This window comes from Rhodococcus sp. WWJCD1 (genome assembly GCF_002258735.1).
GTDB lineage: Bacteria > Actinomycetota > Actinomycetes > Mycobacteriales > Mycobacteriaceae > Rhodococcoides.
Genome location: NZ_NOXY01000012.1, coordinates 119,396 through 139,894, shown reverse-complemented (window position 1 = coordinate 139,894; position 20,499 = coordinate 119,396). Strand labels below are relative to the sequence as shown.

The window sequence follows — 20,499 nt, the reverse complement described above, 5'->3', positions numbered from 1 at the left end:
CTAGTTGCCGCTGGCCACCGCAGGAACCGCAGCCTTCCACCACGCCATCGTTGCGGCGGTGCCGTCGGCGAGTGAGGTGGGTTCGAGTCCCAGAATCGTCTCGCTGCGGCTCGAGTCGAGGACGTAGGGATAGCGGAACTGGTAGAGGGTGTCGCCGAGTTCCTTCATCGGCCCTGGCACGACGCTCAGTGTCCGCATCACCCAGGCCGGAATGGTGCCTACCTTGGGAGTGGGCACGTGGGCTGCGGCTGAGAACATCTCGATCATCGACCGCTGCGATACTGCGGGAGCGGTAGGTGCGTGCAGGACGGTGTTCCAGGTCGTCGGTGACGCGGCGGCGGTGATCATCGACGCGGCGAGATCCGGTACGTAGGTGAACGAGTGGGGTAGGTCTGCGGAGGCGATGACGCGGATCGTCTTGCCGGCCAGGATGGGCGCGATCACCCTCTCGCCCATGTGGGACGTCATGACGCGAGGCCCGTAGAAGTCCGAGGCAGCGACGCTGACAGAAGGAGTCGAGTGCTTCTCGCGAGCCGCCAGAAGCTGCGTACGCACACCCAGCTTGCGGTAGGTGGCGTCGCGGGGAGTGTCCTCGCGGATCGGACCGTCGACTCGGCCGTAGGCGTACAGACTCTCGGGGAACGCGACGATCGCGCCCGCGGCCGCGTCGAGCACTCGCTTTTCCATCGCTTCGAGCTTGTCCCGCCAGACCGTGTTCTCGTAGGCGGCGTGGGTGCAGTGATAGATGGCGGTGGCTCCGCTCAGATGGGGTCGAAGATCGTCGGATTCGATGTCGACGGCGCGGCGCTCGATCATCGGATGATCGGGTCCGCTACCGGACCGGGCCAGAACCCGCACCGAATGGCCCTGTGCGGCAAGTTGTTCGGCAACGGTCCAGCCGACGGGCCCGGCTCCGGTGACGACGTGTAGTTCGGCCATGATGTGCTCCCTTTCCTGAAAACGAGAGCGGTGCTCTCTGTTGAAACGAGTGTGCACCCCTGGTGTCGAAAAAGCAAGAGCAGTGCTCTCACACAAGAGCAGCAGTTACAGTGAGCTCATGGCGAGCACCCCCCGCACCCGAGCCCGCGCGCAGACCCTGGCCGACATCACCCGTATCGGGCGCGATCATCTGGCCGCCGGTGGCGCGGCTGCGTTGTCCTTGCGCGCCGTCGCGAGGGACCTCGGCGTCGTGTCCTCCGCGGTGTACCGGTACGTCTCGAGCCGGGACGAATTGCTGACCCTGCTCGTCGTCGACGCGTACACCGAACTCGGGGATACCGTCGACGCAGCGGTGGCCGCCGCCGACGGACCGAGAGAGAAGTTCCTGGCACTCGGCCGGACGGTGCGGCAGTGGGGATTGCGAGAGCCGGCACGGTATGCGTTGCTGTTCGGCAGCCCGGTACCCGGCTACCACGCTCCCGCGGAGCAGACCACCGGGCCGGGCACCCGCGTGATCACCGCCCTGGTCCAGGTCCTCGACTCCGCCTGGGCGGATGCCCGGCCCGCCGCCCCGACCGACGTGTCGGCACCGGCATCGCTGCACGGCAGCTTCGAGGAGATCCGCCGGGAGATGGGAACAGACTTGCCCGACGAGCTGATGGCTCGGGGAGTGATGGTGTGGGCGTCGCTGTTCGGCGCGATCAGCTTCGATGTGTTCGATCAGTACGGTGCCACGACATTCGCCAGCAGGGACGACTTGTTCGAATATCAGCTGGGATTGTTGACGAAGATCGCGGGGCTCGAGTAGGAGCAGGGCGGGAGTGGAGCCTGCGGAACGACCCATCGGGACTGGCCGCATCGCTTGCGCCACATCCGGCGGTGCGCGGTGCCACAATGGCTTCGTGGCAACGCATGCGGAGGAACCCGAGGACCAGACGGCGTCGGCGTTGCGCGATGTCCGGCCCGGCAGTCTGTTGGTGTCGTCGATCGAGCTCGTCGAGCCCACGTTTCGACGCACTGTCATCTACATCATCGAACACAACGATGCCGGCAGCCTGGGTGTCGTCATCAATCGTCCCAGTGAGACCGCCGTGCAGAACGTGCTGCCCCACTGGTCCGAGCTGGCAGCCAAACCACAGGCGCTGTACGTCGGTGGTCCGGTCAAACGCGATTCGGCACTGTGCCTGGCGACGCTGCGGACCGGCGTCTCGATCGATGGCGTTCCCGGATTACGCCGCGTCGACGGCCGAGTGGTGATGGTCGATCTCGACTCCGATCCCGCCGATATCGCCCCACTGATCGAGGGTGTGCGGGTGTTCGCCGGATACTCGGGCTGGACGTTCGGTCAACTCGAAGGCGAGCTGGACCGCGAGGACTGGATGGTGTTGTCTGCCTTGCCATCCGATGTGATCGGCCCGCCGCGCATCGATCTGTGGGCACACGTGTTGCGTCGTCAGCCGATGCCGTTGGCGCTGCTCGCGTCCCATCCGATCGACGTCGACCGGAACTGAGTGCCGCAGGCGCTAGTGAGCGAACGCCTGCGCGCTCGAATGCCCGCCCGACTTCAAGGCATCGATCACTTCATCGATGGCAATACACAGCATGCGACCGAGATCCGCACTGAAACCCTCTCGAACAACGACTCTGAGTACCGCAACGTCGGTGGCGTTGTCGGGCATCGTGTATGCCGGTACCTGCCAACCGCGGGCGCGCAGCTCGTGGGAGACGTCGAAGACCGTGAATCCGCAGTCTGCTTTCAGCATGAACGAGAGCACCGGAATGGCAGATCCGTTGGTGATCACCTCGATGTCCGGGTGCTTGTCGAGGTGTCGGCTGACGCGAACAGCAGTGTCGCGCAACGCTTTCATGATGTCGGTGTAGCCGGAGCGGCCCAGACGCAGGAAGTTGTAGTACTGACCGATCACCTGGTTGCCCGGCCTGGAGAAGTTCAGTGTGAAGGTGGGCATGTCGCCCCCGAGGTAGTTCACGCGGAACACCAGGTCCTCCGGGAGGTCTTCCTTGGTTCGCCAGACGGCGAATCCGATTCCCGGATAGGTCAATCCGTACTTGTGCCCACTGGCATTGATGGACTTGACCCGAGGCAACCTGAAGTCCCATTCGAGCTCCGGATACAGAAACGGAACCACGAAGCCGCCGCTGGCCGCGTCCACATGGACCGGTACGTCCGGCCCACCGCCGTCGGCGATCTCGTCGAGTGCAGCGCAGATTTCCTGTACCGGTTCGAGTTCTCCGGTGAACGTGGTGCCGAGGATCGCGACGACGCCGATGGTGTTCTCGTCCACCGCGTCTCGAACCTGCTCCGGGGTGATGACGTAGCGACCGCGCTCGACCGGAAGGTACTTCGGCTCCACGTCGAAGTAGCGGCAGAATTTCTCCCACACCACCTGAACATTGCTTCCCAACACCAGGTTCGGAGTGCCGGTGCCGGCTCCCTTGGCTCGCCAGCGCCACTTGAGCGCCAAGCCGGCCAACATGACGGCCTCACTGGATCCGATGGTCGAGACCCCGGTGGCCGACGACGGGTCCTCCCGGTCGAGTCCGGGGGCATGGAACAGATCGGCGACGATATTGACGCAGCGTTCCTCGATGGCTGCGGTGGACGGATACTCGTCCTTGTCGATCATGTTCTTGTCGAACGTCTCCGCCATGAGCTTCTCGGCCTGGGGATCCATCCAGGTGGTGACGAACGTCGCCAGATTGAGGCGCGAGCTGCCGTCGAGCATCAGTTCGTCGTGGATGTAGCGGTAGGCCGCGTCGGGGTCGAGTTGCTCCTCGGGAAGCCGCAGTGCGGGAACAGGATTGGTGGCGAGTCGGCCGGTGTAGGCCGCCGAGACGACACCGTCGGTGTGAAGTTTCCTGGTCATCGTCTTCTCCCCATCGCCTCGAGTGACACCAATCTAGTCCGCCGCGGAGGCCGCCGGGCTCGGTTCCGATTCCGGTCGCCGAGCGAAGCGCTGAGCGATCACGGTGCACACCATCAGCTGGATCTGGTGGAAGAGCAACAACGGCAACACGATCAGTCCGACGGGTTGTCCGACGAACAGCACCGCGGCCATCGGCAGGCCGCTTGCCAGGCTCTTCTTGGACCCGCAGAACAGCAGCACCAGTCGATCCTCGAGGGGAAAGCCGAACCATTTGCCTGCGTACCAGGTGATCGTCAGCACGACGGCGAGCAGCACAGCGCACACCGCGACCACGACGGCGATGCGCCACACCGCCACCGAGGACCACACGTGCTGGTTCATCGACTCGCTGAATGCGGCGAAGACGACCAACAGGATGGAGCCTCGGTCGACGAGCTTCGTCGGAGCGCTGTGCCGCGTCAACCATCCCGTCACCCATGGCCGGATCAACTGACCGACGGCGAACGGCAGCAACAGCTGGACCACGATGTCGAGGATGGAGCCCGGATCGATGCTCACCGATCCGGTGGTGGTCATCAACGCGATCACCAGCAGCGGGGTGACGAACACTCCGATGATGTTGGAGAACGACGCACTCACCACGGCACCGGCGACGTTGCCGCGGGCGATGGAGGTGAAGGCGATCGAGGACTGCACCGTCGAGGGAACGAGACAGAGAAACAGCACACCCGTGTAGAGGTCGTCGCTGATCAATCCGGGTTCGAGTATCCGCAGAGCCAGGCCGAGCGCGGGGAACAGCAGATAGGTCGACGCCAGGATCACCGAGTGCAGCCGCCAGTGCTTGATGCCGTCCCATGCATCTCGCGGCGACAACCTCGCACCGTAGATGAGAAACAGCAGCGCAATGGCGATCCGCGTGACCCAGCCCAGCACGTCCTCGGCTGTGCCCGCCGCCGGGAAGATGCTCGCCAGTACCGCCACTGCGAAGATGCTCAGCAGGAAGGGATCCAGCACGGTATCCCGCAACAACTTCACTCGGCTAACTTAATCCACCGTTGCGCTGCGAGTGCGGGCGGTCAAGGTGTTCAGGGTGCCTGCGATCGTGTCGGCCTGGGCGGAACCGATGGTGAGCCGGTCACCGTTGGCGAAGGTGACGAAGGCTGCGGGGCCCGCTTCGGTAGCGACGGCGTAATTCCCGCGCCCCTTGGCCCGCAGACCCCAACCGCCGAAGTCCTTACCCGGATCGACGGTCCGCACCGATGCACCGGTGATCTCGTCGATGTCGTAGTCGAATGCCGCCATGCCCAGGCTAGACACGTAGAGCCCGTCGCTGTCGATGTGCACGGTGAAGCGCAGCAGCGACAGAATCAGAATCGTCAGCGGCACGAAGAGAAAGATCGGCCACGGCGAGCTGGTCAGGTAACACGTCAACGCGGCTCCGGCCAGAGAGACCACTACGACGGTGATCCCGGCGACGCGACTGGCACCGACGCGGACCACCAGAGGTAGCTCGGGATTGCAGCGTGGGAGATCGGCATGCGGCGCAGAGGTGGCGACGACGCGTTCGCGGTGGTCGCGCAGCCTGGACGCACCGAACAGCCCAGCGGCGAATCCGATGACGGTGCCCATCGCGATGGCCCAGCCCGGGATGGTGACGCTCTGGCCGGACGAGAGGTCCAACTCCCGCGTCAGGGTCGCAATCTGGAGAACGCCGATCATCCCGACGACGGTGAGTCCGATGACGAGCATCGTTCGGCGCATGATCAGCAGCACCCGAGCCAGCGACGCGACGGCGCTGCACCCGCCTCCCACCAGCACGATCACGATCGCGAGCGTCCAGGCATTGGAGAGTGGATCGGCGAGGTCGTCCGGTTCGGTGCCGCTGAAGTGTGTGGCGACCTGGTCCGGTAGTCGGCCCTGCCACAGGTAGGCCAGGACGAGAACCAGGGCAGCAACGACGAGCGGTCCGAGAACACCGAAGACCACTCCAGCGGGGTCGAACGTGCGTGCAGATCTCGCTTTCATCTGCTCAGCTCGGCTGGCAGGCGTCCTTGAGGCTGCACGAGATGCACGACTGTCCGCATCCGTCCGCCTCGGCGGGTGCAGGGACGGCCGCTGCGGCGCGGGCCCCGATAGATCCGCCGGCCGCAGCGATGAACAGTGCGGCCACGAGGGCAACGACGACTGCGACGACGGCCGATACTCCGCTCAAAGCAACCGCGGCCACTGCGCCGAGGGCCAGCACCAGTGCCGATGCCGCGGTGGTCGGCCCGGCGACGCGATTGGCGAGAACGAACGTCTCGTCGTCGCGCATGGCCTCGGTGGTGCGAACACCGGCGAAACGGTTACGCGGGAGCCGACCCAGCAGCGACAGCGCAGCGACAGCGCCGACGACGAGGGCGAGCACGAACAACACAACCGAGACGATGACCACCTCGCCAGGATACGGCGCAGCGAGGTCCTGGTACCAGGCGGGCCGCGTCACACTTTAGGCTGGTCGACGTGACCGATTCCGTTGACGCATCCACCGAGTCCGTTCCCGAACACCGCTATACCGCGGAGCTCGCCGGGCAGATCGAGGAGCAGTGGCAGGACCTGTGGGAGACCCAGGGCACCTTCGACGCGCCCAACCCGGTCGGCACGCTCGCCGGAGACGTCCCGAAAGACAAGCTGTTCGTCCAGGACATGTTCCCGTATCCGTCGGGCAGCGGCCTGCACGTCGGCCATCCCCTCGGTTACATCGCCACCGACGTCTTCGCGCGCTACCACCGGATGCAGGGACGCAACGTGCTGCACGCGCTGGGGTACGACGCGTTCGGTCTGCCCGCCGAGCAGTACGCCGTGCAGACCGGCACGCACCCGCGCAGCACCACCGAGGACAACATCGTCAACATGCGACGCCAGTTGCGACGTCTGGGCCTCGGGCACGATCGTCGACGGTCCCTGGCGACGACGGACGTCGACTTCTACCACTGGACACAGTGGATCTTTCTGCAGATCTTCAATTCGTGGTTCGACACGGACCTCGGTAAAGCGCGGCCCATCTCGGAACTGGAGGCGGCCTTCGCCTCGGGTGAGCGGACTTTGGACGACGGCCGCTCTTGGGAGTCGCTGACCGTCGGCGAGCGCCGTGAGGTGATCGACGGCTTCCGTCTGGTGTACGAGTCCAACTCGATGGTCAACTGGTGCCCCGGTCTGGGTACGGTGCTTGCCAACGAAGAGGTCACCGCCGACGGACGCAGCGATCGCGGCAACTTCCCGGTGTTCCGAAAGAACCTGCGGCAGTGGATGATGCGAATCACCGCGTACTCCGACCGCCTGGTCGACGACCTCGAGTACCTGGATTGGCCCGAGAAGGTCAAGACCATGCAGCGCAACTGGATCGGACGCTCCCGCGGTGCGCAGGTCTCGTTCTCCGGCATCGAGGTGTTCACCACTCGCCCCGACACCCTGTTCGGCGCGACCTACGTGGTACTCGCCCCCGAGCACGATCTGGTCGACGGGCTGATCGCTCCCGAGTGGCCGGCGGACGTCTCCGACAAGTGGACCGGCGGTGCCGCGACTCCCGCGGAAGCCGTTGCGGCATACCGGGCGTCGATCGCCGCCAAGTCCGATCTGGAGCGGCAGGAGAACAAGGAGAAGACCGGCGTCTTCATCGGTGCCTACGCGACGAACCCGGTGAACGGCGAGCAGGTGCCGGTGTTCATCGCCGATTACGTGCTGACGGGCTACGGCACCGGTGCGATCATGGCCGTACCCGGCCACGACGCGCGTGACTGGGAATTTGCGACGACATTCGGTCTGCCTGTGCGAGAGGTCATTTCGGGCGGAGACGTCACCGAAGCGGCATACGTCGGTGACGGTGCGCTCGTGAACTCCGGCTTCCTCGACGGCTTGCCGGTCGACGAGGCCAAGGCCGCCGTCATCGCACGCCTGGAAGCGGACGGCACCGGCCGCGGCACCATCCAGTACAAGCTGCGCGACTGGCTGTTCGCGCGCCAGCGCTACTGGGGCGAGCCGTTCCCGATTGTCTGGGACGCCGAGGGCAACCCGCACGGCTTGCCGGATTCCGCTCTGCCTGTGGAACTTCCGGAGATCGAGAACTACGCCCCGGTGTCGTTCGATCCGAACGACGCCAGCTCCGAGCCGTCCCCACCACTGGCCAAGGCCGACGAGTGGGTCAACGTCGAGCTCGATCTGGGCGACGGATTGCAGACCTACACCCGCGACACCAACGTGATGCCGCAGTGGGCCGGCAGCTCCTGGTACCAGCTACGCTACGTCGACCCCACCAACTCCGAGGCCTTCGCCGACCCGGAGAACGAAAAGTACTGGGTCGGGCCGCGTCCGGAGATCCACGGACCCAACGATCCGGGCGGGGTCGATCTCTACGTGGGTGGCGTCGAGCATGCGGTGTTGCACCTGCTGTACTCGCGCTTCTGGCACAAGGTGTTGTTCGATCTGGGTCACGTCAGCTCGAGCGAGCCGTACCGTCGTCTGTACAACCAGGGCTACATCCAGGCCTACGCGTACACCGACGCGCGTGGGGTCTACGTACCCGCGGCCGAGGTGATCGAACGCGACGGCGGTTACTTCTACCAGGACCAGCCCGTCAACCGTGAGTACGGAAAAATGGGTAAGTCACTGAAGAACTCGGTCTCCCCCGACGAGATCTTCGCCGAGTACGGTGCCGACACCCTGCGGTTCTACGAGATGTCGATGGGTCCGCTGGACACCTCTCGGCCGTGGGCGACGAAGGACGTCGTCGGCGCGCAGCGGTTCTTGCAGCGCGTCTGGCGACTGGTGCTCGACGAGGTGACCGGCGAGGTCCGCGTCACCGATGCCAAGCCCACCGAGGACACGCTGCGAGTGCTCAACCGAGTGATCGATGGCGTGCACGCGGATTACGCTGCGCTGCGCGACAATACGGCCGGTGCCAAGTTGATCGAGCTGACCAACCACATCACCAAGGCCTACCCCGACGGTGCCCCGCGCGGGGTCGTCGAACCGCTGATCCTGATGCTGGCTCCTTTGGCTCCGCACCTGTCCGAGGAGCTGTGGGGCAAGCTGGGTCACGAGAAGTCGTTGGCGCACGGGCCGTTCCCGCGCGTCGAGAAGAAGTGGCTCGTCGCCGATACCGTCGACTACCCCATCCAGGTCAACGGCAAGGTACGCAGCCGCATCACCGTCTCTGCCGATGCAACGAAGGACGACGTCGAAAAGACGGCTCTGGCGGACGAGAAAATCGCGGCCCTGCTCGACGGCACGGCCCCGACCAAGATCATCGTGATCCCGGGTCGAATGGTGAACATCGTCCTGAAGTAACCCCCCGCCTCCGCCGAACTCGAAGTTATGGATGAAAATCTGGCGATTTCCGTCCATAACTTCGAGTTCGCGGGGGTTTAATTGTTCCATGTCACTGGCTGGTAGAGGGTTCGCGGTGAGGTTGATGGCCACGGTCGTTCTACTTCTCGGGTCCGCGTCACTCATGAGTGTGCCTGTTGCACAAGCAGATCCGGGACCCGGCTCACCGGTTCCTGCCGATGATCCGTTCTACGATTGGGACGGCGGCCTGGACGTCTCCCCGGGAACGGTGCTGCGGTCGAGGCCCATGACGTTCCGTACCCCCACCCAGCCGACGCCGATCACGGGTAGCCAGGTTCTCTACAGAACTACCGACCAACAGGGCGACGCTGTCGTCACGGTCGCCACTGTGCTGCGGCCCTTGGTCCCCGGGCCGACGCGAATCGTCTCGTACCACATGGCTTACGACGCCCTCGGCTCTCAGTGCAATCCCTCGTACACGCTCAGCGGCGGGTCCACGAGTCCCATTGCCGGCGCGGAACAGGCGGTCATTGCCGGTTACCTCGCGGCCGGCTACACCGTCGTCGTGCCGGATTACGAGGGTGAGGAGCTCGAGTGGACGATCGGGCGGCAGTCGGGCTACGCCGCTCTCGACGGCGTCCGCGCGGCCCAATCCTTTCTGCAGCTTCCGTCGACCACTCCCGTCGGGATGATCGGTTACTCCGGCGGATCCGTCCCGACGCAATGGGGTGCCGAAATTGCCCCCGAGTACGCACCCGAGCTGAATCTCGTCGGAGTAGCGGCCGGCGGGCTGCCGGTCGACCTGGCTCACAACCTTCCGTACGTCAGCGGTAACAAGCAGTGGGCGGGTGTCATCCCGGCACTGATCGTCGCTTACGAGCGTGCCTACGGCTTGGACCTGAACAGCTTCGTCTCCGACTACGGCCTCGAGGTGATCGATCAGGTCGATCAGGAGTGCATCGCCCAGTTCGCCGACGACTACCCGACTCTCACCGACGCCTCGATGGTGAAGGCCCCGTACAACTCCCTGCTGGACGTGCCCGAGGTGGTGGCGGCGATCGACGACAACATCATGGGTAGCCAGGGCACTCCTCGGACGCCGATGTTCCTGGCTGTCGGCCATGCCGATCCGATCGGCGACACCATCATGATCACCGGCGACGTGCAGGGACTGGCGTACGCATACTGCGGCCGGGGCGTCGATGTGCAGTACGCACAGTACGACGGCTTGACGCACAGCGAAGCCTTCCCGGTGTTCGAGGCGCAAAGTCTGCAGTTCCTGACAGAGCGGTTTGCCGGTGGGCCGACGCACAGCAACTGTGTGACCATCCCGCCCGGCAACGCCCTGACACCGACTTCCTGATACAGGCGGTACCGGCGCGTTCTCTCAGATCGCGCCCAGATCGGCCGACAGCCAATGCTCCGGTTGCAGGTAGAACACCACGTTTTCTTCGTGTTCGCTGTTCGCCATCTGGAGGTAGCCGTCGACCTTCTCCGGGGGTAGGTAGCGCGCTGCCATGGCGCGCAGAAGCTCCGGCGTGCTGGGCTCTTCGCGTACCACCGGCCCATCGACGGATACGTATTTGATCGTCGGATTCGACTGCTCGACCATGAGAGTGAATCGACCTGCAGCCCTGATCAATTGGGCCTTCTTGGACGTCCTGCCGGTAAGGACCCACGCGTCACCGCCCGGGATGTAGTCGTACCAGATGGGGACGGTGAGCGGCCCCCGATCCGGACCCGCGGCGACGGACAAGGCGGCAATCCGAGATTCGGCCAGAAATTCTTCGCGTTCTGCCTTCGACAGTGCCATGTCTTCACGGTAGGACTTCAGGCGTCGAACATCCAGACTTCGAGCATCGCCAGGTGACGGATCGTCGTCGAGCGTGGACAGTGGAGGGATGCCGATCGACGAGCGAGAGATCCCGGGCAGTCCCGTGGGTCGCCGAGTCGTGCTCGGCCTGGTGGCGGCCGGTGTTGCGGGCATCGTGGGCGGCGGGGCGATCCAGAAGGGTCTTGCTTCCGTACTCGGTCCGATCGGTAACCACGACCCGACGGGATTGATCGGACTGATTCCCGTCGGGAACAACTTTCGGTTCTACTCGGTGACGCAGGGCGCTCCGCGCAAGGACGAGAACTCCTACGCCCTGACGGTGGGCGGTTCCGTCGACACACCGCGCACGTTCACGCTGCAGGACCTCCGTTCGATGCCGCAGACGTCGTTGGTACGTGACTTTCAGTGCGTCACGGGATGGCGAGTACCCGAAGTTGCCTGGAGCGGAGTGCGTTTGGCCGACATTCTCGATGCCGTCGGACCAACCGCGTCGGCGAACTCGCTTCGCTTCACCTCGTTCGACGGGACCTACACGGAGAGTCTGACGCTCGAGCAGGCGCGTTCGGACGACGTCCTGGTTGCGCTGACGATGTTGGACGGTCCGGTGACCCACGATCACGGCGGGCCCGTTCGACTGTTCGTGGCGTCGATGTACGGCTACAAGAGCATCAAGTGGCTCGGCGGCATCGAGCTCACCGACAACGTGGTGCCGGGTTATTGGGAGAATCGCGGATACGACATCGACGCATACGTCGGCGAATCGAACGGGCGTCGCGATGACCCAACGGGCTGAGCTCGCTCGCTTCGGACGGGTCGAACGATACGTGCACTGGGCCGTCGGGATTCTGGTGATCGTCTGCATCGTCACCGCTGCGATCCTGTACATCGGGTCGCTCGCAGTGCTGGTGGGGCACCGCCCGATCGTGGAGTTCGTGCACGTGTGGTCTGGCTTCCTCCTTCCGGTTCCGTTGATCGCCGGTGCGATATCGAGGGGCTACCGGCGGGACATGGCGCGCCTCAACAGATTCGTCGACGACGACTGGAAGTGGTTGCGTTCCAAGGCCCGTCGCCTCGGTGCGGTGGGGGTCGGTAAGTTCAACGCCGGCCAGAAGCTGAACGGCGCTCTCAGCGGTGGGTCGATTCTCGTGCTGCTGCTGACCGGTGCGGTGATGTACTTCCAGAACTGGAGCCCGCTGAACTGGCGGATCGGCGCGACCTTCGTACACGATTGGTTCGCACTGGGATTCGGTCTTCTGGTGGTCGGTCACATCACCTACGCATGGCGAGACGCCGAGGCGATGCGCGGGATGACCGAAGGAGTCGTCACGCGAGAGTGGGCCCAGCGCGAGCATCCGGAATGGGTGGACGAGGATCCCCCAGCCGCGTGAGGTCAGTCCGACCGCGTCGCGACCCCTGGCATCAGCACCCGCAGCACCCCTGTCGCAACTTGGGCCGACGTTTCGGTAGGCCGCGTCAGGCACCGGAAGAGAACGTTGTTGGTCAACATGACCGCCACCTCCAATACCGATGCCTCCTCGCTGAATACGCCGGCTGCACGTCCGCGTTCGAGTATCGGGACGACAGCGGACGGTAGGAACAAGTTCTCCATCACCGTCGTGATCGTGCTGGGCTGTTGGAACTGCTCGAAGCTCAGGGCGAGGAGCATCCCCGCGCTCATGGCCCGATTGTCGATCACGAAGTCTCCCAACGCAATCAGAGTGCGTTGCAGTGCCAGTGCTGGCTCGATACCGAGTCGCTCGTCGGCACGGCGCAGCCGGAAGATGCGATCGAACTCCGGTTTCAGAGCGGCGACGATGATGTCGACCTTGCTGGGGAACAGACGACGGAGGTCGTCGACGCGAATTCGCGCAGCGGCAGCGATATCGGCGAGCGTGACCAAGAAGTATCCATGATCGAGGAAGAGGGCCTCGGTTGCCGCGATCACGTCCCCTTCCAGATCGGGGCGCAGGGTGTCGGAGACCTCGAGGGAGTCGTCCTCCTCCGGCTCGGGGGAGCTCCGATCGGTGTGGAGTGGATCGATGGCCCACCGCAGGATGGAGGTGGCTGCGTCGGTGACATCGCTGTCCGCGACGGAGCCGGGCGCGAGCATGTCGCGGACAGCGAGTCCGTCGAGCAGAGCGGTGAGGATCGTCGACAGCGATGTCAGCGACAGCGGCCGGCGTACGGATCCACCCTGAGCCTGAATGGCCTGACCCACGACGGTGCGGAAGTCGTTGTCGAGGCGCTCGAACTCCGCCGTGACAGCCTTGCGGGCTCCGTCGTGATCGGCGGCGAAGAGCGCGGCGATGAGGCGACGTCTCATCAGGCCCGATGTCAGGTCGTCGAACAACGCCGACGCGGGCGCGGCCACGTCGCGCCATCCGGTCGGTGGGTCGGCCGGCACGATGGTCCCGCTGTAGTTCACGGTGAGGTTGTCGAGGAGATCCGCGACGAACGCCTCTTTACCGCCCGAGCCGCCGCTCCGTGAGTTACCCGGGTAGGTGTTGTGGAACGTTTGATGCGACAGACCGGCACCGTCGACAACATCGGCGATGGAGAGCGATCGTGCCAGGTCGGTGCTGTCGAGTTCGCCCAACAACCGATATCCGGATTGCAAGAACTGCTCGCGTGCGGTCGGTCTGGGGTTCATCGACTACCGCCTTCACAGAACTGAACAGCACAGGATTGCGAGAAGAACGGTAGCAACCTCGTCCGCGCCACCCTCACGGCGCAGGTGCGCTGCATAGCACTGTTCACCAATGGAACGGTGCGCTTACCGAACTGTTCCCACCGTCAAGTGGCGGGGCTAGTCGGTCGTCTTGTCGATTGCCGCTGTCAGGGCAACGATCTGTGTGGTGTAGCTCGCGTAGTTGTTGGTCGCGTCCGTAGTCCAGTCGGCAATGTTGCCGGCCTCTGCCGCTTTGACCAGTGCCCATGTCGGGCGGTCGGTCTTCAGCTCGGCCAGCGGGGTGGAGTATGAACGTGTGTCCAGCAGAATGAGATTCGGCTGGTACAGACCGACATTCTCCCAGCTGACCGGTGTGAAGGATCCCGAGTCGGCGGAGCGCGGTACGTCGGACTCGAGCAGGTTCAGGCCCCAGTTCTGGTAGTCGCGCAGTTCGGGAAACTCGTTGTTGATCGCGACGTAGTACTGATCCGATGGGGAAATGGCCATCGCAGTCAGACCCGGCCTGGCAGCGATCGCGTCCTTCAGACCGGAGACAGCGGAGTCGTAGGCCTCACGGTCGGCTCGGGTTGTTTCGGTATCGATGTCGGCACCGAGTTCGGTTGCGAGGGCCTCGTAGTCGCGCAAGGACTCGGATGAGGGCTTCTGCGCGGATACCGCGAGGAACGGTGCCACCTGCTCGAGCTTCTGTGCCAGGTCGGACGTTTCCAGACCGAGGCCACCGTAGGCACCACCGGCATACCAACCCGTGATGATCACATCGGGGTCGAGGGCTGCGACCTTCTCGACGTCGATGTCGCCGTATGCCTGTCCGACGCTTTCGATGCCATCGAGATCGAGGCCGCGAAGGGGGATCGACGACTCGAAGGAGCTTCCTCCCCATATACCGACCGGCTCGATGCCCAGCGGGATCAACGCTGCTGCGGCCTGTTCGCTTGCCACGATGCGTGACGGGACTGCGTCGAGCGCGATGGTTTCTCCGCGGCCGTCCACGTAGCTGAATCCGGACTCCGAGGCGGCCCCATTCGATTCCGCCGGCCCGTCGTCGGACGACGAGCATCCGCTCAATGCTGTGACACCCACTATCGAGAGCACTGCGAAAGCCGTCGTCAGTCTGTGCCGAGAGGCCGCCGTTCGTGTCGGTGAGATCGTGAAGATCCGCATACTTTCCCCATCGTCCAAGTTAGGCAAACATTGCCTATGTCGGAGATTAGCCAACTCGACGTGGGTTCGGTGAAGTTGGTTCGGCGCACCGGGGACGTACGCGGCGGCGGATCGGACCGACCGAGTCGACTGGGGAACGCTCGATGTGAACAGAAACTCGACCCCCACTACGAGGTTCCGCTCACCTGGTGCGAAGCACCACTTCCGTCGGGTGAGCATCGGCCGGCGTGTCGATCGCATTGCGCACCGCGAGGGCAACGGTGCTGGGCTGCAAGAACTTCGAGCCGTCGTACTCCCCACCCTCGTGCGCGACGATTTCCTGCTGCATTTCGGTATCGATGCGGCCGGGATGCACCGAGGTAACTCGCAACGATGGCTCCTCCTGACGTAATGCGTCACCGAAGGCGCGAAGCGCGAACTTGCTCGCCGCGTAGGCACCCCAACCCGGGTTGGCGCGAATTCCGGCTCCCGAATTGATCAGGACCACATGGCCTTCGGCGGCGCGCAGGGCAGGGAGCAGAAGCCGAGTGAGCTCGACGACGGCGATGACGTTCACCTCGTACTGGCGACGCCACTCCTCCGCCGTCGACTCCTCGACCGTCCCGAGTGCTGCCACTCCGGCGTTGTGCACCAACACGTCCAGAGAATCGATGCTCGACGCGGCCGCCGCTACCGCGTCGGGATCGGTCAACTCCACCGGCCATGGGGTGGACCCGGCCAATTCCGACGCGATGGGCTCCAGAGACTCGGTCGATCGGCCCCCCAACAACACGTGGTGATCCGGAGCGAGCAGTCGAGCGATATGGGCCCCGAGGCCACGGCTTGCTCCGGTCACCAGTGCAGTAGGCATGCACCCAGGTTAACTAGAAGCTCATCCCCGCCTCGGAGGCCCAGGTCTGGGTGGTGTTCGCACCGTCGAGTTCTTCGCGAATGATGTCCGCGTGGCCGGCGTGCTGCGAGATTTCGCGCAGGATGTGCAGAACGGTGAATCGTGCAGTCTGCCAGATTCGTTCAGGTGCCCAAGGTGCTGTCGGGACCGGGACGGACAGGTTCGGATCCAACGTTGCGAGGGCATCGGTGGTGGACCGCGCCACCTCTTCCCATTCGGAGATCAGTCCTGCGACAGTCTCTTCGTCGCCCATCACGTACTCGCCCCCGGCGCTGGCCATGTCGAATTCGGCGGTCTCGTCCAGGTCTGCGATCACCTTCATCCAGTGCCGTTCGTTGCTGACAACGTGGTGCAGCAGCCCGCCCAGGGTCAGCTCGCTGGCTGTCGTTCGGGTGCGTGCCTGCTCGTCGGTGATTCCGCGGACGGTGATGAGAAAGTTGGCGCGCTGTTCGGCGAGCATTTTCACGATGTCTGTGCTTTCGGTGGTCATCTTTTCCTCCTGGTGGCTGGTGAAATTCACACTAGGCTCGATAGCGGTCAGATTCGGTCCGCAATCCAAACGAGCGGAATTGCGCGTATGGACGCAAACTGTCTGCATGGGCGATCGAGGTTTCACTTCCACGCAGTTGGCGGCACGGGCGGCGTACCTGCTTCGAGGAAACGACCTGGGCACCATGACCAGCGCGGCCCCGAGGCTGTATCCGCACATGTGGAGCTGGGACGCGGCATTCGTCTCCGTCGGGCTGGCACCGCTGAGTGTCGAGCGTGCCGTGGTGGAAATGGACACGCTGCTCTCGGCGCAGTGGAAGAACGGGATGATCCCGCACATCGTCTTCGCCAACGGGGTCGACGGCTACTTTCCCGGTCCAGCGCGGTGGGCCACCGGTACCCTCGCCCCTCAGGCTCCGATGAACCCGCAGACCTCCGGCATCACCCAACCCCCCGTGCACGCGATTGCCGTGCAGCGCATCCTCGATCACTCCAAGCGCCACGGGCGGACCACGCGCGCCGTCGCCGAGGAGTTTCTCGATCGACGCTGGGGCGATCTGGTGCGGTGGCATCGTTGGCTCGCGCAGGCTCGCGACGTCGACGACAACGGACGCATCGCGTTGTTCCACGGCTGGGAGTCGGGTATGGACAACTCGCCGCGCTGGGATTCGGCCTACGCCAATGTTGTTCCCGGAGAGATGGATCCGTACTTCAGGGAGGACAAGGCGGTCATCACCGACGCCTCTCAGCGGCCCAGCAACCTCGAGTACGACCGCTACATCTGGTTGGTGGAGGAGATGAAGCAGGTCGGGTACGACGACGACGCGTTGAAGACCAAAATGAGCTTTGCTGTCGAGGACGTGTTCGTCAGTGCCATCTTCGCGGTGGCATGCGACGTGCTCGCCACCATCGGGGAGGACCATTCGCGTCCGCGTTCCGACGTTCGCGAGTTGCGCTCGTGGGCCGAGAAGTTCCGCAAGGGCGTCGTCGCGACGACGGATGCGCGCTCCGGTGGGGCTCGTGACTTCGATCTGCGCACCGGCCAGTGGATCGGCACCGAGACCATCGCGATGTTCGCGCCGTTGTTGTGCGGTGGTCTGCCCCGCGAGCAGGAGCGCAACCTGCTTCGAATATTCGAGGGCACACGATTCTGCGGCCATCCGGATCTGCGGTACGCCGTCCCGCCCTCGACGTCGCCGGTGTCGAAGGACTTCCGCGCCCGTGAGTATTGGCGTGGACCGGTGTGGCCGGTGATGACGTGGTTGTTCTCGTGGGCGTTCGCGCGTCGCGGTTGGTCCGAGCGGTCACTGACCTTGCGGGACGAAGGACTGCGGCAGGCCAGCGACGGCAGTTTTGCCGAGTACTACGAGCCGTTCACCGGCAAGCCGCTCGGCAGCATGCAGCAATCGTGGACGGCCGCGGCCGTGCTGGACTGGCTGGGATAGAGCGAGAGATCAGCTGAGATAGCTGTCCACCAGCGGGCCGACGACGTCGAACGAGGTGGCGTCGGGCACGAGGTACTTGGCGACCGTGCCGCACACGAAGGGATGCCATGCGGAACCGGAGTCGGTTCCTACGGACGAGACGGCGAGGATGTCGCCGAAGTAGATGCCGGGCAGGTGTCGCTGCACGAGCTCGTCGTTGTGCGAGGCGACGGCCAGCAACTCCTCGACGTGACTGCGATCGATCTCGTCGCCCATGGACGCGAGGAGGTCCGCTCCCTCGGCGCGGGCCCGGACCGGGTCGCTGTCGAGCAGCGTCAGCGCTCCCACGGTGACGCCGCGGCTCTGTAGTTCGACGGCTATGGCGTGGGCGAGAACTCCGCCGAACGACATACCCAGGAGGTGGACTGCACCGGCGGGCTGGACACGAACGATGTCGTCGGCGTAGGACGCGGCCAATGCCGCGAGGGACTCGGAGCGTTCACCGGACGCTGGTACCTGCACGCCGTAGATGGGCCGGGCGTCGTCGACGTGAGTGGCCAGCCCTGCGTAGCAATCGACCAGACCTACCAGCGGGTGGACGCAGAACACGGGATCGAGATGGCCGGTGGTTCGGATCGGCGCGATGGTGGGTACCGCATAGTTCGACGGGTCGAGTTCCGTGAGGGCCAGATGGGGAAGATCGTTCACGACAGTCATGGGTGCGCCTCCGAGCCAAGAGATGTAGTTCGTGTTTCCATAGGGTTTGTTCGTGCCGACTCTGGGTATGTCGCCGTCGGCAGCGTGAGTGTTACCCACGTCTCATTACCGACGACTCAACCACGTCTGTGAACAGAGCGCATTAGTGACTGTTCACCATTGAGTGCCCAGGTCCGGGCCCCTAGCCTCAGCCCGGTGGTCTTCTCTCGCACAGTTCGTGCCCTCTTCGGAATCCTGTCGGTCGGCGTCATCACGTGTGCCGTGCCTGCGGTCGCCTCTGCCGTTCCGCAGGGACCGGACGTCTCGTCGTGGCAACACATCGACGGCACTGCCATCGATTGGCACACCGTCAAAGCCGCAGGCCACGGGTTCGCGATGGTCAAGGCGACCGAGGGTCTCGACTACGTCAACCCGTACTTCGTCGAGGACTCGATCGTCATGCGTACGGCGTCCGTGGCGCGCGGGGCGTACCACTACGCCGATGTGACTCTCTCCCCGGAACTGCAGGGCGCGTACTACTCCGCACTGGTGCTGGGCATCAACGGCCCGGGCGATCTGCCGCCGGTACTCGACCTCGAAGACGCCAAAGGTAAGTCTCCTGCCGAGCTGATCGACTGGACGCACCGCTACCTGAACACCGTTCAGACGCTGACCGGACGTCAGCCGATCATCTACACGTATCCCAACTTCTGGCGGACGGCGATGGCCGACACCCACGAGTTCAACAACTACCCGCTGTGGATCGCCGACTACAACGACGAGCTGGGGCCCTTACCCGGCGGCTGGACCGAATGGCTGTTCTGGCAGTTCACCGACCGCGGCACGATCCCCGGAATCGACGGGCGCACCGACGTCAATCACTACGCCGGCACACCGGAATCGTTGAGGGCCTTGGCTCGCTGGTGATGTCGCTCGACCTGCATGTCCCACAGCCACACCAGTAGGGCGAGGACGGCGAATCCGGCTCCGGCGACGCAGACGCCCGTCCACTCGAAGTGTTCCCAGGCCAGTGTGCCGACGGCAGAGCCGGCTGATGCGCCCACGAAGTACGTCGTCATGTACACGGAGTTGATGCGGGCGCGAGCGGCCGGATCGAGGGCGTAGACGACATTTTGATTGCTCACGTGCACGCCCTGCAACGCCAGGTCGACGAGCACGAACGCGATCACGAACACCACCCAGTACTGCCCGCCGAGGGCGAACAGTGGCCATACCGCGATCAGCAGGACGGCGCAGGTACCGCTGGCCCACTGGACCAGTCCGCGGTCTGCAAGTCTGCCTGCGACCGAGGCCATCAGAGCGCCTGCTACGCCGGTCAGTCCGATCAGACCGATCTGTGCGGCACTGAATCCGAACCGGTCGCCGGAAAGCAACAGCGTCATGCTGGCGAACACGGTGCTCACCGACGCGAAGGCCAGGCCGCCGAGCAGAGCGCGCGTGCGCAGCCGCTCATGGGTGCGCACCAGCCGACCCATGGAGAACAGCGCCGAGCCATAGGTGACGTCCGCCGTGGCGGTGCGACGCGGCAGTACCCGCCACAGTCCGGCAGCGGAGATGAGCATCAGCACCGCGGCGAGCCGGTAGACGCCCTGCCAGCCAGTGACCGAGGACAGCAGTCCCGAGATGCTGCGAGCCAGCAGGATTCCCGTCAGCAGTCCGCCCATCACGATTCCGACGATGCGGCCGGACTGTTCCGGGTGTGCCATCGACGCGGCAAACGGCACGATGACCTGCGCGGCGACCGAGAACAATCCGGCGATTGCGGTGCCGACCAGTAGCCACGACAGTCCCGGTGCAAAGCCGGTGACAGCCTGACCCGTTGCTGCGAGAACCATGAGGCCGACGCTGAGTTTCCGACGGTCCACCACATCGCCGAGAGGAACGAGCAGCAGCAGCCCCAGCGCGTACGAGATCTGTGCGACTGTCACCGAGACCGCGGCGGCCGATTCCGAGACACCGAACTCGGTGGCGATGAGGTCGAGCAGTGGCTGGTTGAGGTAGTTGCCGCCGGCCGATAGTCCGGTGGCGACGGCCATCAGCGCAACGACGGGCGTGCTCACCCCGGTGCGCGAGGTAGTTGCTGTGTTCACACAACAAGAATTCACGCATCCGATCGTGCTGTCCAATAGAACGTTCCGCACGATCGA

The 20,499-nt window shown here is 64.5% G+C and carries 20 protein-coding genes; 8 read left to right on the top strand and 12 right to left on the bottom strand.

The features are described 5' to 3' along the window. A complete protein-coding gene (locus CH286_RS08330) occupies positions 1-939 on the bottom strand; it encodes an NAD-dependent epimerase/dehydratase family protein (protein ID WP_094608922.1) in 939 nt (312 codons plus the stop codon). Positions 940-1,057: 118 nt separating this feature from the next. Between CH286_RS08330 and CH286_RS08325 the strand changes: the two genes are divergently transcribed. Together CH286_RS08325 and CH286_RS08320 are read left to right on the top strand one after the other, a co-directional pair. Next, a complete protein-coding gene (locus CH286_RS08325) occupies positions 1,058-1,747 on the top strand; it encodes a TetR/AcrR family transcriptional regulator (RefSeq protein WP_037152590.1) in 690 nt (229 codons plus the stop codon). 94 nt (positions 1,748-1,841) lie between these two features. Next, complete coding sequence (locus CH286_RS08320) at positions 1,842-2,450, top strand: YqgE/AlgH family protein (protein WP_094608921.1); 609 nt, start codon at positions 1,842-1,844, stop codon at positions 2,448-2,450. Positions 2,451-2,462: 12 nt separating this feature from the next. Here the strand turns inward: CH286_RS08320 and CH286_RS08315 are convergent, their stop codons facing one another. Genes CH286_RS08315 through CH286_RS08300 form a run of 4 tightly spaced genes read right to left on the bottom strand, consistent with a single transcriptional unit; the run spans position 2,463 to position 6,258 of the window. After that, on the bottom strand, positions 2,463-3,824 hold the full coding sequence (locus CH286_RS08315) for a glutamate decarboxylase (RefSeq protein WP_094608920.1): 1,362 nt from the start codon (positions 3,822-3,824) through the stop codon (positions 2,463-2,465). 33 nt (positions 3,825-3,857) lie between these two features. Further along, the gene (locus CH286_RS08310) at positions 3,858-4,859 is read right to left on the bottom strand and encodes a bile acid:sodium symporter family protein (RefSeq protein WP_037152097.1); all 1,002 of its coding nucleotides are present in this window, start codon (positions 4,857-4,859) and stop codon (positions 3,858-3,860) included. Positions 4,860-4,868: 9 nt separating this feature from the next. After that, positions 4,869-5,849: a hypothetical protein gene (locus CH286_RS08305; RefSeq protein ID WP_037152094.1), complete on the bottom strand. Its 981-nt coding sequence runs from the start codon at positions 5,847-5,849 to the stop codon at positions 4,869-4,871. Between the two features lie 4 nt (positions 5,850-5,853). Next, positions 5,854-6,258, bottom strand: a complete 405-nt coding sequence (locus CH286_RS08300) for an SdpI family protein (protein ID WP_032402045.1) — start codon at positions 6,256-6,258, stop codon at positions 5,854-5,856. Between the two features lie 68 nt (positions 6,259-6,326). On the opposite strand from CH286_RS08300, the gene leuS reads away from it, so the two are divergent. Beyond that, complete coding sequence (gene leuS / locus CH286_RS08295) at positions 6,327-9,149, top strand: leucine--tRNA ligase (protein ID WP_037152092.1); 2,823 nt, start codon at positions 6,327-6,329, stop codon at positions 9,147-9,149. Between the two features lie 124 nt (positions 9,150-9,273). Further along, entirely contained in the window at positions 9,274-10,512 is a 1,239-nt protein-coding gene (locus CH286_RS08290; RefSeq protein ID WP_255182610.1) for a lipase family protein, read from the top strand. A 24-nt stretch (positions 10,513-10,536) separates the two neighbouring features. On the opposite strand, the gene CH286_RS08285 is transcribed toward CH286_RS08290, so the two are convergent. Then, complete coding sequence (locus tag CH286_RS08285) at positions 10,537-10,962, bottom strand: pyridoxamine 5'-phosphate oxidase family protein (RefSeq protein WP_094608918.1); 426 nt, start codon at positions 10,960-10,962, stop codon at positions 10,537-10,539. A gap of 88 nt (positions 10,963-11,050) precedes the next feature. Between CH286_RS08285 and CH286_RS08280 the strand changes: the two genes are divergently transcribed. After that, the gene (locus CH286_RS08280; protein WP_094608917.1) at positions 11,051-11,776 is read left to right on the top strand and encodes a molybdopterin-dependent oxidoreductase; all 726 of its coding nucleotides are present in this window, start codon (positions 11,051-11,053) and stop codon (positions 11,774-11,776) included. Further along, positions 11,760-12,371, top strand: a complete 612-nt coding sequence (locus tag CH286_RS08275) for a cytochrome b/b6 domain-containing protein (protein WP_094608916.1) — start codon at positions 11,760-11,762, stop codon at positions 12,369-12,371. Before CH286_RS08280 ends, CH286_RS08275 begins: the two co-directional genes overlap by 17 nt. A 2-nt stretch (positions 12,372-12,373) precedes the next feature. Here CH286_RS08275 and CH286_RS08270 read toward each other — a convergent pair whose 3' ends face one another. The 4 genes from CH286_RS08270 to CH286_RS08255 all read right to left on the bottom strand — a co-directional run bounded on the left by CH286_RS08270 (position 12,374) and on the right by CH286_RS08255 (position 16,212). Next, complete coding sequence (locus CH286_RS08270) at positions 12,374-13,633, bottom strand: TetR family transcriptional regulator (protein WP_141215815.1); 1,260 nt, start codon at positions 13,631-13,633, stop codon at positions 12,374-12,376. A 156-nt stretch (positions 13,634-13,789) separates the two neighbouring features. Continuing rightward, entirely contained in the window at positions 13,790-14,833 is a 1,044-nt protein-coding gene (locus tag CH286_RS08265; RefSeq protein WP_176458184.1) for an ABC transporter substrate-binding protein, read from the bottom strand. Between the two features lie 181 nt (positions 14,834-15,014). Next, complete coding sequence (locus tag CH286_RS08260) at positions 15,015-15,683, bottom strand: SDR family oxidoreductase (protein ID WP_094608913.1); 669 nt, start codon at positions 15,681-15,683, stop codon at positions 15,015-15,017. Between the two features lie 13 nt (positions 15,684-15,696). Then, positions 15,697-16,212 carry a DinB family protein gene (locus CH286_RS08255; protein ID WP_094609092.1) on the bottom strand — a complete coding sequence of 172 codons (516 nt, stop codon included), beginning with the start codon at positions 16,210-16,212 and terminating at the stop codon, positions 15,697-15,699. A 106-nt stretch (positions 16,213-16,318) separates the two neighbouring features. On the opposite strand from CH286_RS08255, the gene ggh reads away from it, so the two are divergent. After that, a complete protein-coding gene (gene ggh, locus CH286_RS08250; RefSeq protein WP_032402738.1) occupies positions 16,319-17,656 on the top strand; it encodes a glucosylglycerate hydrolase in 1,338 nt (445 codons plus the stop codon). Between the two features lie 9 nt (positions 17,657-17,665). Here ggh and CH286_RS08245 read toward each other — a convergent pair whose 3' ends face one another. Beyond that, positions 17,666-18,352 (bottom strand): thioesterase domain-containing protein, encoded by a 687-nt coding sequence (locus CH286_RS08245; RefSeq protein WP_037175222.1) that lies wholly within the window; start codon positions 18,350-18,352, stop codon positions 17,666-17,668. A gap of 231 nt (positions 18,353-18,583) precedes the next feature. On the opposite strand from CH286_RS08245, the gene CH286_RS08240 reads away from it, so the two are divergent. Continuing rightward, positions 18,584-19,258, top strand: a complete 675-nt coding sequence (locus CH286_RS08240; RefSeq protein WP_052058586.1) for a glycoside hydrolase family 25 protein — start codon at positions 18,584-18,586, stop codon at positions 19,256-19,258. Here CH286_RS08240 and CH286_RS08235 read toward each other — a convergent pair. Further along, complete coding sequence (locus CH286_RS08235) at positions 19,213-20,388, bottom strand: MFS transporter (RefSeq protein WP_094608912.1); 1,176 nt, start codon at positions 20,386-20,388, stop codon at positions 19,213-19,215. The two genes, CH286_RS08240 and CH286_RS08235, sit on opposite strands and share 46 nt — an antisense overlap. Between the last annotated feature and the right edge of the window lie 111 nt (positions 20,389-20,499).